20 protein-coding genes and 1 pseudogene are annotated in these 14043 nt (G+C 66.0%); 11 read left to right on the top strand and 10 right to left on the bottom strand.

Translation table 11 applies throughout. The features are described from left to right. Positions 1-81 precede the first annotated feature (81 nt). Genes ABEJ63_RS03170 through ABEJ63_RS03180 form a run of 3 tightly spaced genes read left to right on the top strand, consistent with a single transcriptional unit; the run spans position 82 to position 2390 of the window. A complete protein-coding gene (locus ABEJ63_RS03170; RefSeq protein ID WP_375794898.1) occupies positions 82-1275 on the top strand; it encodes an MFS transporter in 1194 nt (397 codons plus the stop codon). 51 nt (positions 1276-1326) lie between these two features. Next, positions 1327-2160 (top strand): M48 family metallopeptidase, encoded by an 834-nt coding sequence (locus ABEJ63_RS03175; RefSeq protein ID WP_375794899.1) that lies wholly within the window; start codon positions 1327-1329, stop codon positions 2158-2160. Beyond that, positions 2157-2390, top strand: coding sequence for a hypothetical protein (locus ABEJ63_RS03180; protein ID WP_375794900.1), 234 nt, complete (start codon positions 2157-2159; stop codon positions 2388-2390). Before ABEJ63_RS03175 ends, ABEJ63_RS03180 begins: the two co-directional genes overlap by 4 nt. On the opposite strand, the gene ABEJ63_RS03185 is transcribed toward ABEJ63_RS03180, so the two are convergent. Next, on the bottom strand, positions 2387-3154 hold the full coding sequence (locus tag ABEJ63_RS03185; protein ID WP_375794901.1) for an SDR family NAD(P)-dependent oxidoreductase: 768 nt from the start codon (positions 3152-3154) through the stop codon (positions 2387-2389). The genes ABEJ63_RS03180 and ABEJ63_RS03185 overlap by 4 nt on opposite strands. Before the next feature lie 83 nt (positions 3155-3237). Here ABEJ63_RS03185 and ABEJ63_RS03190 point away from each other — a divergent pair, with 83 nt between their 5' ends. Next, positions 3238-3690: a peroxiredoxin gene (locus tag ABEJ63_RS03190; protein ID WP_375794902.1), complete on the top strand. Its 453-nt coding sequence runs from the start codon at positions 3238-3240 to the stop codon at positions 3688-3690. A 42-nt stretch (positions 3691-3732) separates the two neighbouring features. Continuing rightward, on the top strand, positions 3733-4503 hold the full coding sequence (locus tag ABEJ63_RS03195) for an SDR family oxidoreductase (protein ID WP_375794903.1): 771 nt from the start codon (positions 3733-3735) through the stop codon (positions 4501-4503). On the opposite strand, the gene ABEJ63_RS03200 is transcribed toward ABEJ63_RS03195, so the two are convergent. Then, complete coding sequence (locus ABEJ63_RS03200; protein WP_375794904.1) at positions 4500-5315, bottom strand: BtpA/SgcQ family protein; 816 nt, start codon at positions 5313-5315, stop codon at positions 4500-4502. The genes ABEJ63_RS03195 and ABEJ63_RS03200 overlap by 4 nt on opposite strands. Positions 5316-5336: 21 nt before the next feature. Continuing rightward, positions 5337-5756 (bottom strand): hypothetical protein, encoded by a 420-nt coding sequence (locus ABEJ63_RS03205; RefSeq protein ID WP_375794905.1) that lies wholly within the window; start codon positions 5754-5756, stop codon positions 5337-5339. Positions 5757-5834: 78 nt separating this feature from the next. Here ABEJ63_RS03205 and ABEJ63_RS03210 point away from each other — a divergent pair, with 78 nt between their 5' ends. Continuing rightward, positions 5835-6167 (top strand): hypothetical protein, encoded by a 333-nt coding sequence (locus ABEJ63_RS03210; RefSeq protein WP_375794906.1) that lies wholly within the window; start codon positions 5835-5837, stop codon positions 6165-6167. On the opposite strand, the gene ABEJ63_RS03215 is transcribed toward ABEJ63_RS03210, so the two are convergent. The 3 genes from ABEJ63_RS03215 to ABEJ63_RS03225 are packed head-to-tail and all read right to left on the bottom strand — an operon-like array spanning position 6168 to position 7690. Further along, complete coding sequence (locus ABEJ63_RS03215; protein ID WP_375794907.1) at positions 6168-6569, bottom strand: hypothetical protein; 402 nt, start codon at positions 6567-6569, stop codon at positions 6168-6170. Positions 6570-6618: 49 nt separating this feature from the next. Further along, complete coding sequence (locus tag ABEJ63_RS03220; protein WP_375794908.1) at positions 6619-7035, bottom strand: acyl-CoA thioesterase; 417 nt, start codon at positions 7033-7035, stop codon at positions 6619-6621. 37 nt (positions 7036-7072) lie between these two features. Beyond that, positions 7073-7690: a DUF6663 family protein gene (locus ABEJ63_RS03225; protein ID WP_375794909.1), complete on the bottom strand. Its 618-nt coding sequence runs from the start codon at positions 7688-7690 to the stop codon at positions 7073-7075. Between the two features lie 84 nt (positions 7691-7774). Between ABEJ63_RS03225 and ABEJ63_RS03230 the strand changes: the two genes are divergently transcribed. After that, positions 7775-8236, top strand: coding sequence for a deoxyuridine 5'-triphosphate nucleotidohydrolase (locus ABEJ63_RS03230; RefSeq protein WP_375794910.1), 462 nt, complete (start codon positions 7775-7777; stop codon positions 8234-8236). Here the strand turns inward: ABEJ63_RS03230 and ABEJ63_RS03235 are convergent, their stop codons facing one another. Beyond that, positions 8237-8848, bottom strand: a complete 612-nt coding sequence (locus ABEJ63_RS03235) for a VOC family protein (protein WP_375794911.1) — start codon at positions 8846-8848, stop codon at positions 8237-8239. It lies immediately after the preceding gene. A gap of 148 nt (positions 8849-8996) precedes the next feature. On the opposite strand from ABEJ63_RS03235, the gene ABEJ63_RS03240 reads away from it, so the two are divergent. From ABEJ63_RS03240 to ABEJ63_RS03255, 4 genes are read left to right on the top strand one after another with little or no spacing between them, the layout of a single operon-like run. Next, entirely contained in the window at positions 8997-9908 is a 912-nt protein-coding gene (locus ABEJ63_RS03240; RefSeq protein ID WP_375794912.1) for a VOC family protein, read from the top strand. Continuing rightward, positions 9905-10573: an alpha/beta hydrolase gene (locus tag ABEJ63_RS03245; protein ID WP_375794913.1), complete on the top strand. Its 669-nt coding sequence runs from the start codon at positions 9905-9907 to the stop codon at positions 10571-10573. Before ABEJ63_RS03240 ends, ABEJ63_RS03245 begins: the two co-directional genes overlap by 4 nt. A gap of 25 nt (positions 10574-10598) precedes the next feature. Then, positions 10599-11303 carry an endonuclease III domain-containing protein gene (gene nth, locus ABEJ63_RS03250; protein WP_375794914.1) on the top strand — a complete coding sequence of 235 codons (705 nt, stop codon included), beginning with the start codon at positions 10599-10601 and terminating at the stop codon, positions 11301-11303. 37 nt (positions 11304-11340) lie between these two features. Then, the gene (locus ABEJ63_RS03255; protein WP_375794915.1) at positions 11341-11739 is read left to right on the top strand and encodes a glutaredoxin family protein; all 399 of its coding nucleotides are present in this window, start codon (positions 11341-11343) and stop codon (positions 11737-11739) included. On the opposite strand, the gene ABEJ63_RS03260 is transcribed toward ABEJ63_RS03255, so the two are convergent. From ABEJ63_RS03260 to ABEJ63_RS03270, 3 genes and pseudogenes are all read right to left on the bottom strand, one after another. After that, positions 11740-13149, bottom strand: coding sequence for an FAD-dependent oxidoreductase (locus ABEJ63_RS03260; protein ID WP_375794916.1), 1410 nt, complete (start codon positions 13147-13149; stop codon positions 11740-11742). 72 nt (positions 13150-13221) lie between these two features. After that, positions 13222-13485 (bottom strand): MarR family transcriptional regulator, encoded by a 264-nt coding sequence (locus ABEJ63_RS03265; RefSeq protein WP_375794917.1) that lies wholly within the window; start codon positions 13483-13485, stop codon positions 13222-13224. A gap of 334 nt (positions 13486-13819) precedes the next feature. Then, positions 13820-14043, bottom strand: a pseudogene (locus ABEJ63_RS03270) (hypothetical protein); the annotation flags it as partial.

The following is a 14043-nucleotide window of genomic DNA, read 5'->3' on the forward strand; positions in this document are numbered from 1 at the left end:
TCGTGGTCGCGGTCCGGCAATCAACCTGTGGTTTCTGCCCGGAATCGGAACACCCTCGTGTCCCCGTCCGTCACGCCCGGCATGGCGACCGAGACTGACCTCGCCCGGCTCCGTGGCGGCGGGCGCGGCTGGACGCTGCTCGCCATTGCGCTTGGTTGGGTGTTCATTCTCGGCGGCCGCTTTCTCGTGCCGGCGGTGCTTCCACAGGTGAAGGCCACTTTCGGTATCACCGACTTTGCGGCCGGTGTCGCCGTGACGCTGCTGTGGGGCGGTTATGCGGTGATGCAGTCGCCTGCTGGCCTGCTCATTGACCGGGTCGGTGAACGTCGGCTGCTCGCTGGGAGTCTCGCGGCGACGGCCGCTGGCGTCGGCCTGCTCGGCATTGCGCCCGCCTTTTTTGCCTTTCTCGCCGGGTGTGCGGCGTTTGGAGTTGCGACCGGCTTCTACGGGCCGGCCCGGGGCACGACGCTTTCCCGAACGTTCCCGGACAACGACCGCTCGGCCATCGGCGCGACCCTCGCGGCGGGGTCGGTCGGCTCGGCGGCGCTCCCTTTCCTCGCAGGCGCGCTCGTCGGCGATGTCGGCTGGCGACTCGTCGTCGGCGGACTGGCGCTTCCGCTCGGCCTCGCAAGCCTGCTGACGTGGTGGGCGGTGCCAGCCCGAGAGCGGCGAACAGCGGCTGACCGGCCGTCCGCACGTCGACTCCTCGCCGACGCTCTGCTCGCGATGCGGCTCCGTCCCGTTGCCCTCACCAGCGTCGCTATGACGCTGATGCTGTTTGTCTTTCAGGGGCTGACTGCGTTTTATGTGACTTTTCTCGTCACTGAGCGCGGATTCACGCAGCCGACGGCGGCGGCGCTGTTCGCTCTCCTGTTCGTGGGCGCGGCCGTCGCACAGATAGGCGGCGGCGCGGCGGCTGACCGAATTGGCGAGCGACCCGTGCTGGTGGTGACGGCGCTCGCCGGTGTACCGTTGGTCGCCGTCGTACCGCTGGTGGATGGTCCGCTCGTCGGCGGGGTCGTGTCGCTGCTGCTCGGGACGCGGCTCGCGGTCGCTCCTGTTACGAACGCTTATATCATCGATACACTCCCCGACGACGTCACAGGGACCGCATGGGGGACATTGCGGACCGGCTTCTTTCTACTTGCAGCGACCGGCTCGACGGTGGTCGGTGCGATGGCTGACGCCGGCCTGTTCGCGGAGGCGTTCTACCTGTTGGCGGTGGTAACAGCCGTCGCCGTTGGGCTCTACTTGCTCTTGCCGGCCGCTGACTGATTGCGGTCGCTGGCCGTCGCGGTTTTATGCTCTGCCCGGTTACCTATCTGTATGCGACATCTCCAACTCAAGGCCCGGATGGCGATTGTCGGGTCACTGCTGTTCGTCTTCTACGCGGTCGCGGCGACCGTCGCGTACGCGATGTTCGGCGGCGGTCCGACCGTGCTCGCCCTCGTGCTTGTGGGGAGCGTGCTGTTCGTCGGCGTCCAGTACAAGGTCGGCAAGTGGGCCGCACTCCGCAGTGTCGGCGCCGAAGAGCTCACACGCGGCGATTACCCACACATTCACGATCGCGTCGAGGCGCTATCCCGCGACATGGGTATCGAGAAGCCGGAGCTGAAAATCGCCCGGATGGGTGTCCCTAACGCCTTCGCCGTCGGTCGCAAGGGTGCGGGAACGGTCGTTGTCAGTGAGGAACTCATCGCGGCGCTTGAGCCGGACGAACTCGAGGGCGTGCTCGCCCACGAGCTGGCTCATATCGCCAACCGAGACGTGGTGATGATGGTACTCGGGCAGGGTATCGCCTCCATCGTCGCCATCGTCGCCCAGTGGGCCGTCCTGCTCACCGGCGACAACGATATTGCCGACTTCTTCCTCGCTATCGTCGTTGGCCAGCTGGTCCAGTTGCTCGTGATGGTGTTCGTGCTCGCCATCTCCCGGTATCGGGAGTATGTGGCTGACGCAGATGCCCGGCGAGCTATTGGCGGCGGCGAGCCCCTCGCGAGTGCCCTTGAGAAAATCAGCCGTGGCAACGAGCGGGCCCGCGACTCCGCAGTTGACGAGCAGGTAAACGCGCTGTGTATCTTCGGGCAAGGCAGCGGGCTGGCGAAGCTGTTCTCGACGCACCCGCCTGTCGAGAAGCGCATCGAGCGGCTCCGCGCGTGACTGACCCGCGGACGCTCGCGGCCGCCGTCCTCGGCGTCGGCCTTGGACTCCTCATGCTTGTCGCGCCCGGCCTCGTCGTGCGCGTACACACCGTCGGGCGCGTCCCCGGCGGTCGCGGCGAATACGGCAGCGACGACGCAGCACCTCGGCTCCGATTGCTCGTGCGTGCCGTCGGCGTCGGCGTCCTGCTAGCTGGTGTGTACTTCGGTGTGCAGGCAGCCGGAATCTAAGACGTGGAGAACCCCCCATCGACGCGTAGTCCCTCGCCGGTGATGTAGGAGGCCTCATCGCTAGCGAGAAACGAGATGGCGTCAGCAATTTCGCCAGGCTCGGCGAGCCGACCCAGGGGATACCGCTTCAGCATTATCTCCTTGGCACGCTCGGGATCCTCGCGGGTCTCGAAGAACTGGCGGCCAAGCTCTGTGTCGGTGAAAGCGGGACACACCGCGTTACACCGGACGCCGTCGCGACCGGCCTCGGCGGCGACGGCCCGCGTGAGGTTCATGACTGCCCCCTTCGACAGCGAGTAAGCCCCCTGTTTTGGGAGGCCATAGAAGGAGGCGAGGGACCCGACGTTCACGATGCTCCCCGCTCCCTGCTCCTTCAGGTGCGGGAGCGCGGCCTGGCAGCCGTTCCAGACACCCCGAACGTTCACATCGAGCACGAATTCAAAGGTGTCAGCGTCCGTCTCCTCAACATCCGCCGGCGGGTGGCCGACGCCGGCGTTGTTGACAACGACATCGAGGCCATACTCCTCGACAGCGGCGTCGACGGCCGCCTCGAACGCCTCCGCGTCAGTAACGTCTAGTTCGACGAACTCCGCGTCACCCGGGTACGGGCCGTCCTCGATGGCGGCGGCCGTTGCCGCACCCGTGTCCCCGTTGACATCCGTGACGACGACGAATGCACCCCGCTCTGCAAGCCGTTTTGCCGTCGCTGCGCCGATTCCCTGTCCCGCACCGGTGACAAACGCCGTCTGGTCTTCGTGTCGCATGCCGGCACGTTCGCTGGCCGTCAGTTAACTCTTGGCGACGCCCGGACGGAAACGGCTTTGTCCCGGCAGGACGCCCCATGGATATGCTCTCGGTCGGCACCCCGGCACCGCGCTTCGAACTCCCGAATCAAGACGGCGAGCGGGTTGCACTCCCGGAGACAGGTACCGTCGTCGTCTACTTTTACCCGCGGGCGGACACCCCCGGCTGCACCACGGAAGCGTGTGGTTTCCGTGACCGCTGGGATGCCTTTGCACAACGTGGTGTCGACGTATTCGGTATCAGCGACGATCCCGTGCCGATGCTCGCGACGTTCGCTGAAGAGTACAACCTCCCAGTCGAACTCCTCTCGGATGCGGACGGCGAGGTAGCCCGCGCCTACGAGTCGTACGGCGAGCGAGAACTGCTCGACGAGACGGTCGAAATCGCCTTCCGCAACACGTACGTGGTACAGGATGGCACAGTGGCACTGACCTACGAGGGGGTCGATCCGGAGGGTCATGCCGAGCAACTGCTCGCAGACATCGACGCGCTGTAGCTCCCCGAAAGAGGGACGTGGGCGCCGGCCGACCCCCCCGGTATGGATATTGGACAGGACCTGACCGGGAAGACGGCGGTAGTGACCGGCGCGAGTTCGGGTATTGGCGCAGCGACGGCATCGGCGCTGGCCCGCGAGGGAGCAGATGTCGTCGTCGCAGCCCGCCGCGAGGCGCGGCTCGAGTCGCTGGCCGCAGATCTCGAATCAGCACACGACGCATCCGTCGCTGTCGTGCCGACAGACGTGACTGACGAATCGGCCGTCGCGGCACTTGTTGAGGCAGCTGTCGAACGGTTCGACGGTGTCGATGTCCTCGTCAACAATGCCGGTGTCGCCCGCGGCAGCGACCTCGCCGAGATGCCCACTGAAGACTACCGCACGATGATGGCCGTCAACTGCGACGGGATGTTCTACGCGACTCGTGAGGCGCTGCCCCACCTCCGGGAGTCGGCTGGCACGCTCGTGTTCATCGGCAGCTTTGCCGGCCAGTACCCACGGCCGTTCAATCCAGTGTACGCGGCGACGAAATGGTGGACGCGCGGCTTCGCCAAGTCCGTCTCCGCGCAGGTGGGCGACGACTGCGCGGTGACGGTCATTAACCCGGCGGCAGTCCGCACGGAGTTTACTGTCGAGAGCGAGGCCGAGGACGCGGAGTTCTCGACTGCCCCCTTCGAGGAGCAGTTCGCTCCTGGTGAGGCCATTGAACCCGAAGAGGTCGCCGAGGCCGTTGTTTTCGCTGCCCAGCAATCGCCGTCGATGGTGAGCGAACTCGACCTGTACGACCGCGACAAACTGACCCTACTGGACGGCTAACGTACCCGGTCGGCAGCTGCAATAAGTTCTTCCACCCGCCCGACTGATACGGGATTTGTCGTCTCGGCGCCCTCCTTCAGCGCCGTCCCGACGATGACCCCGTCCGCGACCCGCAGCAGGTCGGCGACGGTGTCTGCGGTGACACCACTGCCCACGAGGACGGGGGTTGTGAGGCCGAGTTCGTCGCGCCGCTCGACGGCCGCCTCGACGGCCGTTGTTGGCGTCGCTCGGCCAGTTCGCGTCCCTGAGACGATGATGCCGTCCGCCAGTCCACGTTCGGCAGCCTCGGCCGCTGGCTCCGCATCGTTCTCGGTCGCCAGCGGCGCGGAGTGTTTCACGTCTATGTCCGCGAGCACGCGGACGTCTGCGTCGACGCGCCCGCGCAGCCGCATCGTCTCGTGGGCACGCCCCTCAAGAATGCCTTGGTCGGCCACACGCGCCCCGACGTGGATATTGACCCGGACGAATCCGGCGCCGGCTGCGGCCGCGACGGCGACCGCGCTCGGCCCGTCGTTACGGAGCACGTTTACGCCAACCGGCACGTCGACTGTCTCGCGGACTGTCCGGGTCAGGGCCGTCAGGTCCGCGACGACGTGATCAGGCACCGACTCGGGATAGAAGGGAGCGTCGCCGAAGTTTTCGACGAGGATGGCGTCAACGCCGCCCTCTGCTAGCCGCGCGGCGTCCCGGCGGGCTGCCTCGTGAAGCCGCTCGCGGCCGGCCGCGGGGTCGTAGCGGGGCGCACCCGGTAGCGGCGGCAGGTGGACCATCCCGACGACGGGCGTTGTGGCTCCGAACACCTCCGTGTCCATGTGGGAGGATTCACCGGCCCGTCAGATAGTTTCGACGGCGACGGCCCCCTCAGGGTCGGTCGCGACTCGCTCGTAGCGACGCGACCCGCCGCCGGCCGTGCGCCGCAGCCGGAACGCCCGCACCCAGACGAGCAGCCGCTTGTCGAGCGTTGCACGCAGGAGCAACCCCTCGCCGGTGACGACGACGTACGGTGGTGCGGCGACAGGGTCGGCCGCCAGCCGCTCGCCCGCGGCCGCGACACACTCGCCGAGCACTGTGGGCGCCGCCTCGAGCACGCCTGCCCGCCTGAGCGTCGCCCGATATGGGGGGACGACCCGCTCGCGGTCGGTCGTTGCGGGCCCGTCCCAGCCGGCGGCGACGCTCGCCGCGCAGTCGAGCGCTCGGCATACCCACTCGTGGCGCTTCCCGAGTAGGTGCCGTCGCGCGGCGTCGGCATCCATACCCAGTGGTGTAGCCGGGCAGGGAAAACGCCACTGCGAGCGCCCACTTTCTTGTCCGTCACGGCGGTTGCGCACGGTATGCCCGATTCTGAGACGGACCCCGCGAACGTCCCGACGGTCACCTGCTCGCGCTGTGAGGATTCGTGGACGCTTGAGCACGAACTCGACGACCTCGGACTGGGAAACGAAGCGCTCGCGGCGTTCGCCATCGACCACCACGAGCATACGGGGCACTTTCCGGACGACGTGCGGCCGTGGTTAGCGGTGTGTCGCAACTGTCGCGAGGCAGTCGAGCGGCTGGAGGAGTCGGCTGCGCGCCGGTGGGCACACACCCACGCCCGTCATACGAGCCATGCAGTCGCGGTGGACCACGACAGTCGCGAAGAGCCGGCGATCGTCGAGCGGTCCTGACTACTCCAACGTCGACAGCACGAGCGTCGAGAAGTCCGTCTCCGAGAGATAGCCTGCCTCCAAGGCGTGGAACCATCCTTCGTGCACCTCGAAGTGGCCCGTTGCCTCTCTATCGTCGGCATCGGCGTCCTCGAAGGCCCACACCTCGACGTTCTCTGGTTCCCACTCGCCCACCTCGGGGATGCCCGAGACGTCACGCCCCTCCGTCTCGATGCCCGCAAGATCAAGCAGTAGCCGCAGCAGGGATCCAACCTGTGTCTGTGGAATAGTCTCGCCTACGCCGGGCGACTCGTAACCGATGTGAACCGCGCCGTCGTGGCGCTCACAGTCCGTCACGTAGAGGCCGTCGCTCATCAGGTGGGTTGCCAGCACGTCACCGAGGTCCTCGCCCGAGAGTGTCATATACAGCCGTTCGCGGCCGCAGACTTTAGCCTGTGTGGGTCTCTCGCTACTACACCGGCTCCGGCGGCTCGGTCTGGTAGTCGCGCACCGCCTTGCGGAATCCCTCGGGGACGCGAGTTGTCTCGCCGTCGCTGACGGCGACGTGGGTCACTGTTCCTTCCGCACAGACAGGGCCATCGCGGCGACGACACCGCCACTCCAGCGTCAGCGAGGACTCCTCGATGGCGGCCACGCGGATGCCACAGACGAGTTCGTCGCTGAACTCCGCCGGCGCGCGGTAATCGATATTTACACTGACGACATGGATATCCCAGTTCTCCTGTTCGATTTCCGTCCACGGATAGCCTACCTCACGGAGGTACTGCGAGAACGTCTCATCTTGGTACGTGACATACTCGCCGTAGAAAACGATGCCCTGTGCGTCGGTCTCCGCAAATCTGACCGTGGTTTCCCACACGTCGTGCATGGGCGCTACCCGGCGCCGGGACGGCATAAACTCCGCGTCACAGCCGGTCTGTCAGCCCGCCGGCAGAGACGTACGTGTCCCGCACTGTCTCTGCGAGAAATCCCACCGGGTCAAGCACGATGTAGACGGCGACGAACGGCTCCTCGGCGGCGATGACGAACACCTCGAACGGCGGGTCTGGGCCCGCGTCCCCATTTGGATACGCCTCGCGGCCTCCTGCCGCCCGCACAAGCAGTGGCTCAAGCGGTTTTACGCCATCGCGAAACTCCGCGAACAGGTCCCGCTGGCCCGGTTGTCTGGCGAACGTATAGACGATGCCGTTTGGTTCACCGTCCGTCCCGTGAGTGACCCGCGAACTCATCCCCGCGTTCGACTCTTTGGCCTCCTCCCAGCAGCGAGTTGCTGCCTCGAATATCGGCTCGTCGGTCCGGACAAAATGAAAACTGGTGTCGGCAACCACCTCGAAGCCGGCCAGTTGGGGGTCACCGTCGACCCACGCGAGCTCCGCGGTGATCCGATTGCCAACCGCCGGGAGGTCCGCCTCATCATCGGCCGGGACGTACGTCGGGTCGCCGCTCTCAACATCGAGTAGCAGCAGCTCGCCGTCCTCGCGGCCGGGCAGTACCCGGTACTCGCCGGCCGTCGTCTGCTCCATGTGACTGGTTAGCCGTGGCAGTGGAAAACTTCGCGGGTTCGCCGGCGCCGACAGGCCTAACCTCGCTTGGACAGGAGGCCCGCCATGTACGAGAGTGGCGCGTTCGTCGCGGCCCATGTCGAACCGACGACCGACAAACAGGTCCAGCCCAACGGTGTCGACCTGACGCTCGCCGGCATTGATCGACAGGTTGAGCCGGGTCACATCGGCACGGACGGCAAACAGATTGGCGAGCGCGAGTCGGTCGCGGCAGACGACGGGACGTTCCGACTTGCGCCGGGCCACTACATCGCACGCTACGCCGAGACAGTCCGAATTCCGGACGGCCACGTCGGCTTTGTCTCCCCGCGTTCATCGCTCATGCGCAACTCCTGTATGCTTAATACGGCCGTCTGGGATGCCGGCTACGAAGGAAAAGGCGAGGGGTTGTTGCAGGTGGGCCACGAACTCGTCGTAGACCGGGGGGCCCGCATCGCCCAGTTCGTCCTTGCGACGGCTGATCACGAGGAGACCTACGACGGCTCCTACCAGCGCGAGCGGCTCTGATTACACGCCGGTGCCGGTCTCTGCATCCGGCAGGTCGTACTCGTGGACCTCGATACCGAGTTGTTCGAGCGCGGCTCGGAGGTGTTCGCGCCCGGCGAAGTCGGCGCCCGCCTCCTCGCGAATGCGCTGTGCGGTCGCGAGCACCTCGCCGCGCCGCTCGTCAGGAATCTCGAAAATGTCTGTCGACAATTCGATGACGAGGCCATTGTTGTCCTGAGTGTACAGTGAGTAGAAGATGCCGCGGTCAAAGATATTGTAACCGCGCCCGTCGGCCTCGATTGCATCGACCACCTCCTCGAACTCTTCGGGGGCGACGCTGAAACAGAGGTGGTGGACGGCGCCGGTCTGGGGCCGCTGGCCGCGGGCTGAGTCACGGTCGTCGCTCACGAAGACGGTGAGGATGCGGCCGTCGCCGGTGTCGAAGAACAGGTGCGTCTGAGAGGGATCGTCGAGGTTCGGCTGGCGGAGCACGAGCGGCATCCCCAGCAGGTCGCGGTAGAAGGCGACCGTGTCTGCCTCGTTGGACCCCCATACCGTGATATGGTCGGTGCCGGTGGTGTGCATCGGGGCATCAGGCAACTCGTCGGTGACCGGGGTGGGTTCCTCGGGCATACCGACCGTTCGGCTGCCCTGACTATAAGCACCCGCGGGCACGCACGTCGCCCGGTAACGGTGGTGTCAGCCGAAGATGGCGACAGAGCGAGTGACGGCATGCTTCGGTGGCAGTCGCGCTTGTCCGTCTAGACCGGATAGCCAGCCTGTGCGACCGACCGTCCACGGCATCCACCACGTCACGGGCATCGTCCGCGAGGCCCAGCCGAATGCCGACTTCTACGCCAACACGCTCGGATTGCGATTCGTGAAACGGACGGTCGATCTCGAGGACCGGTTCTCGTACCACCTCCACTACGGCGATGCGACAGGCGCCGCCGGCACCGTTCTCACCTTCTTTCCGTTCTGCGAGGAGGCTGACGGTCGGGTAGGCCGCCTGCAGATTTCTGCCGTTGGCCTCGCCGTTCCGTCGGGATCGCTTGACTACTGGCGCGAGCGGCTGTCGGCCCGCGGTCACGACCCCGGCTCTGTCGAGACGCGGTTCGACGAACGGGTCCTCCCTGTTCGCGACCCTGACGGCACCCACCTCGAACTCGTCACCGCGCGGGGTCACGCCGACCCGTGGGACGGGCCGGTGCCGACCGTCCACGGTATCCGCGGGCTGTCGGGCGTGTCGGTGCTGTCCGCGCGGCCGTTCGTCACCGCGAGCCTGTTGGAGACGTTCGGACTCGAGCGGGGCGGACAAGATGGCGACCGGGTCCGCTACCAGACACCCCGCGGCGTCGTGGACATGCTCGACCGGGAGACCTCATTCGGCCGCGAGGGCGCCGGCACGCTCCATCACGTTGCGCTCGGCGTCGACGACGAGCCGGCGTTCCAAGAGTGGCGCGAGACGCTGGCCGGCCGCGACGATTGTCGTGTCTCGTACGTGAAAGACCGCGAGTTCTATGCGTCGCTGTACGTCCGTGACGCCGGTGGTATCCTCTTCGAGCTGGCCACGGAGCCGGTCGACATGACGGTCGGCGACCCAGCGCCGGGTCACCGGCTCTACCTTCCCGACCAGTTCGAGTCCGACCGCGAGACAATTGAGTCGCAGCTCCCGCCGCTGTCGACGCCGTGACCATAGATCCCCACGCAGGCGAGCCGATAGAGACGGCGGGCGCGCCAGCTGCGGCTGCCGAGGCGGCTGTCGTCCTGCTGCATGGCCGGGGTGACTCCCCAGCTGGAATACTCCGGCTCGTCGACGAAGTCTACCACCACGGGGTGTGTTACGTCGCGCCTGCGGCCGCCGGCCGAGTCTGGTACCCCGGCGGTTTCACCGATCCCGTCGACGAGCGGCGCAGTGCGTACCTCGAGTCGGCGTTCGGGCAGGTTGCCGCCGCACTGTCCATCGCTCGCGAGGCCGGCGTCGATCGGGAGCAGACGGTACTGGCCGGCTTCTCGCAGGGGGCCGCCGTCGCCGCCGAGTTCGCTACCCGTCGGCCGGCCCGATACGGCGGGCTGGCCGTGCTCGCGGGCGGTCTGCTTGGCCAGACGGCAACGCTCACTGCCCGTGAGGGAACCCTCGATGGGTCCCCGGCGTCCTGTGGCGTCGGCCACGAGGACCCGCACGTCTCGCCGGCCCACGTTGAGGCGACTGGTGAGCTGCTCGATGCGATGGGCGCGACCGTGACCGTCGAGACGTATCCCGAACTGGGGCACGCAATCGGCGACGGTGAGGTGGCCGCACTCGACCAGCTCGTCGCGGCCGTCGCTGGCGAGGGTTCGCCGGGACCCCGGCGTTGACGTGTCGCCGTCCTCTGTCTCAGATATGGCCATGCGACAGGACTGGGACGCCGCAGCCGTCCGTGAACTCCACGACGAGTTGGTGTCGTTGTACGGCCCCGCACAGCGGGAGGGTGAACACGGCAGCGACGCCGCTGACCCTGGCGACGGTGTCCGCCAGCTTGTCACTACTATCCTCTCTCAGAATGTTGCCGACGAGAACACCCGCCGCGCGGCCGAAGAACTGTTCTCAACATACGAGGACTTCGCGGCCATCGAGGCAGCCCCCCACGAGGAATTAGCGGAGGTCATCCGAGTTGCGGGTCTCCCCGACCAGAAGGCCGCGCGCATCCAGCGGGCGCTCGCAGCGGTGCGCGAGGAGACCGGCGGTGCCTACTCGCTGGCCTTCCTCGACGCGATGCCCGCCGACGAGGCGAAAGCGTGGCTCACCGATGTGAAGGGAATCGGCCCCAAGACGGCGAGCGTCGTGTTGAACTTCCACTTCGGGAAGCCGACGATGGCCGTTGACACGCACGTCGAACGAGTCTCGAAGCGGTTCGGGCTTGTCCCCGAGTCTGCCTCGAACGCCCGGGTCCATGACCTGCTGGACGAACTGGTACCAGACGGACTAAAATATCCGCTTCACGTTCTGCTCATTCGGCACGGCCGTGAGCACTGCAGCGCTCGCTCGCCGGACTGTGCCAACCCTGTCTGTATGCGCTACTGTGACTGCGAAGGGTGTGGAGAATGAGCGACACGCCCAAGACGCTGGGCGCGAACCTGTACCTATGACGTTCGACCCCCGCGAGCAGGGACTCGACGAGGAGGAGGTACAGCAGCGCATTGACGAGGCAATCGAGGAGAACGATGTCGTACTCTTCATGAAGGGGACCGCAATGATGCCTCAATGCGGCTACTCGAAGCGCGCGCTGGGGCTTATCAGCCAGTACCGTGACGATGTCGCTACCGTCGACACGCTCCAGAACCTCGACGCCTTCCGCGAGGCACTCGAGACACACTCCGGCTGGGACACTATCCCGCAGACGTTTGTCGACGGAGAGTTTATTGGCGGTAGCGATATCCTCGCTGAGCTCGACGAGCGAGGCGAACTAGCCGAGAAGCTCGGCGCGGAACCGGTAGAGACGGACGGCGGCGACGCAACGGACCCGACAGACGCGCCGTTCTGACTACCGCTTTCCGCCGACCACCTTCGCGGCCGTTAGCACGGGGTCCCATGTTGTGTTGAACGGCGGTGCGTACGCGAGATCGTAATTCGCTAGCTCGTCGACGCCCACACCCTCAGTGACCGCCCCCACGAGTGCGTGGCTTCGGTGGACAGCCCCTTCCCCGTACTCGGAGACGAGACTCCCGCCGAGCACTCGCCCCGTCGACTGGTCGATTGTCAGTGTCACTTGCACAGTCCCGCTTTCCGGGTAGTAGCCCGCCCGTGACTTCGCCTCGATGGTCTCCGTTAGCGGGTCGAAGCCAGCCGCTCGCGCCTGCTCGTGGTCGAGTACTCCTGTCCGGGCAGCCTCCATCTCGAAGGCCTTCACTGCCGCTGTCCCTGCGATGGCACCCCCTTCCGTCGGCTCGCCGGCGATTGTCTGGCCGACCGCCCGGCCGTGTCGATTAGCTGTCAGTGCCAGCGGAATATAGGCTGGCTCGCCCGTGACAACGTGTTCTGCCTCCGCGCAGTCGCCAGCTGCGTAGACATCCGGAAGGTTGGTCTCGCGGAAGCGGTCGGTCGCAATTGCTCCCGTCTCGCCGAGTTCGATGTCGGCCGCCTCCGCGAGCGCCGTCCGCGGGCGCACGCCTGTCCCGACGAGCACCATGTCGACGGGTACCCGCTCAGCGTCGGTGACAATAGCTTCAACGCGTTCGCCGCCGGCCAGCTCTGCCACTTCGCCCCCGAGATACACCGCGACTCCTTGGTCGGCGACATGTTCCAATACCGTTCGGCTGGTCGCTTCGCTGAATCCCTTCAGTATCCGGTCCCCTCGCTGGAACAGGTGGACTTCAAAGCCGTTGGCCGCCAACGCCTCGGCCATCTCGACACCGATGTAGCCGCCGCCGACGATGCCAACCGGCCCGCTGCACGTCTCGAGGAACTGGCAGGCGGGACCGCTGTCGGGTTGCTGAAGTCGCTCGTCTGACCGGGCGCGGCCGACGTATTCCCGGAGATCTTTTCCATCGGACATCGAGCCGAGCGTGAATACTCCCTCTCGCTCCAGCCCCTCAATCGGAGGCGTGACCGGCTCGGCACCCGTCGCGAGAAGCAGGTGGTCGTACGGCTGCACAACTGTCCCCTCGTCGCCTTCGGCCGTCACCGTCCGCTCGTCGGGGTCAATAGTCGTCACCTCGTGACCGGTTCGGAGGTCGATGTCCCGCTCTTCCCGGAACTCCTCGGGCGTGACTGATACGAGGTCGTCAAGTGACTGTATTTCGCCCTTTATATAGTAGGGGAGTCCGCAGGCGCCGTACGAGACCCATTCGCCCCGTTCGAAGACAACCACGTCGAGGTCCGGAGCCTCCCGTTTCGCCTTGCTCGCTGCTGACATCCCGGCGGCATCACCGCCGACGACGACGAACGTTGACACATCCGTACGGACGGCCAACCGCTATATAAGCGCGGGCCGAGTGTGTGCTGGCGGCTCCCCCCCGTTGACCGACTATAACACGACGGGCTCGGCGTCTGCCGCGAGTAAATATACGCGCTTGCGCGCGTCCATTACCGCTGGCCGGGAGACGACGAGGTCGGCTGCCTCAAGACGCGCCAGCGCCTCCCGAACCGTCCGCTGCGGGAGCAGCGTCTCCTCGGCGAGCGCCGACTGCGTGAGTTGACCCTCGTACTTGAGAGTCTTGTAAACGAGTTTCGCGCTCGGCGGCAGGTCTGCGAGGGCGTTGTCCTTGACTCCGCCCGTCTGCGGCACCATCACCCGGAAAGATGCCGGTAGCCGAGTTAACGCTATATCGGCCGTGTGCCGCACGTGCACTACCGGAAGAGGCCATCCCTCGTCGGCCACTCAACGCCTCGTTGATTGGCCTGAGATCGACTTCATCTGGTGAGCTAGCCTCGATTGTCGTGGGAATATGATCGTCCGGTGTTGTCAATGAGGATGACCGCCCGCTGGAGGATGCGGCGCCTCCCGTCGTGTTCGGCACGTCTGACACCGTACTGTTCGGCGACATTTTCTCCCTGACTGACAGCAGTGGGTGATTGATTCCGTGTTGATTGGCAAACTCCTCGTGTGAATCAACTACCCCACCCTACTTCGCTCGGTCTGCCGACCTCGCTCGTTGAGGGTGGGGTTTGTCGGTGGACGCCCCGTCTGCCGACACACGATTGGCGGCGTAGAACTTGCCGTTCAGGGTCAGTGTCCCCGACGCTAGAGCCAGTTGATAGGTGGCTCCTCCACTCGGAGACGTCTGCCCCGAGTGGAGACGCTTTGCGAGCTTGCGAGCAATATTCTTGCTCGCGTTGTAGTCGGCGT

Origin of the sequence: Halosegnis sp., assembly GCF_042216475.1 — an archaeon.
Taxonomy (GTDB): Archaea; Halobacteriota; Halobacteria; order Halobacteriales; family Haloarculaceae; genus Halosegnis.

Excerpts from the sequence above, each read along its gene's own strand:
- nth (WP_375794914.1), top strand. The coding sequence starts at position 10,599 with ATGGCCATGCGACAGGACTGGGACGCCGCAGCCGTCCGTGAACTCCAC.
- ABEJ63_RS03205 (WP_375794905.1), bottom strand. The coding sequence starts at position 5,756 with ATGGATGCCGACGCCGCGCGACGGCACCTACTCGGGAAGCGCCACGAG.
- ABEJ63_RS03265 (WP_375794917.1), bottom strand. The coding sequence starts at position 13,485 with ATGGTGCCGCAGACGGGCGGAGTCAAGGACAACGCCCTCGCAGACCTG.
- ABEJ63_RS03215 (WP_375794907.1), bottom strand. The coding sequence starts at position 6,569 with ATGACACTCTCGGGCGAGGACCTCGGTGACGTGCTGGCAACCCACCTG.
- ABEJ63_RS03200 (WP_375794904.1), bottom strand. The coding sequence starts at position 5,315 with ATGGACACGGAGGTGTTCGGAGCCACAACGCCCGTCGTCGGGATGGTC.
- ABEJ63_RS03175 (WP_375794899.1), top strand. The coding sequence starts at position 1,327 with ATGCGACATCTCCAACTCAAGGCCCGGATGGCGATTGTCGGGTCACTG.
- ABEJ63_RS03255 (WP_375794915.1), top strand. The coding sequence starts at position 11,341 with ATGACGTTCGACCCCCGCGAGCAGGGACTCGACGAGGAGGAGGTACAG.
- ABEJ63_RS03190 (WP_375794902.1), top strand. The coding sequence starts at position 3,238 with ATGCTCTCGGTCGGCACCCCGGCACCGCGCTTCGAACTCCCGAATCAA.
- ABEJ63_RS03225 (WP_375794909.1), bottom strand. The coding sequence starts at position 7,690 with ATGGAGCAGACGACGGCCGGCGAGTACCGGGTACTGCCCGGCCGCGAG.
- ABEJ63_RS03170 (WP_375794898.1), top strand. The coding sequence starts at position 82 with ATGGCGACCGAGACTGACCTCGCCCGGCTCCGTGGCGGCGGGCGCGGC.
- ABEJ63_RS03230 (WP_375794910.1), top strand. The coding sequence starts at position 7,775 with ATGTACGAGAGTGGCGCGTTCGTCGCGGCCCATGTCGAACCGACGACC.
- ABEJ63_RS03220 (WP_375794908.1), bottom strand. The coding sequence starts at position 7,035 with ATGCACGACGTGTGGGAAACCACGGTCAGATTTGCGGAGACCGACGCA.
- ABEJ63_RS03210 (WP_375794906.1), top strand. The coding sequence starts at position 5,835 with ATGCCCGATTCTGAGACGGACCCCGCGAACGTCCCGACGGTCACCTGC.
- ABEJ63_RS03195 (WP_375794903.1), top strand. The coding sequence starts at position 3,733 with ATGGATATTGGACAGGACCTGACCGGGAAGACGGCGGTAGTGACCGGC.
- ABEJ63_RS03185 (WP_375794901.1), bottom strand. The coding sequence starts at position 3,154 with ATGCGACACGAAGACCAGACGGCGTTTGTCACCGGTGCGGGACAGGGA.
- ABEJ63_RS03235 (WP_375794911.1), bottom strand. The coding sequence starts at position 8,848 with ATGCCCGAGGAACCCACCCCGGTCACCGACGAGTTGCCTGATGCCCCG.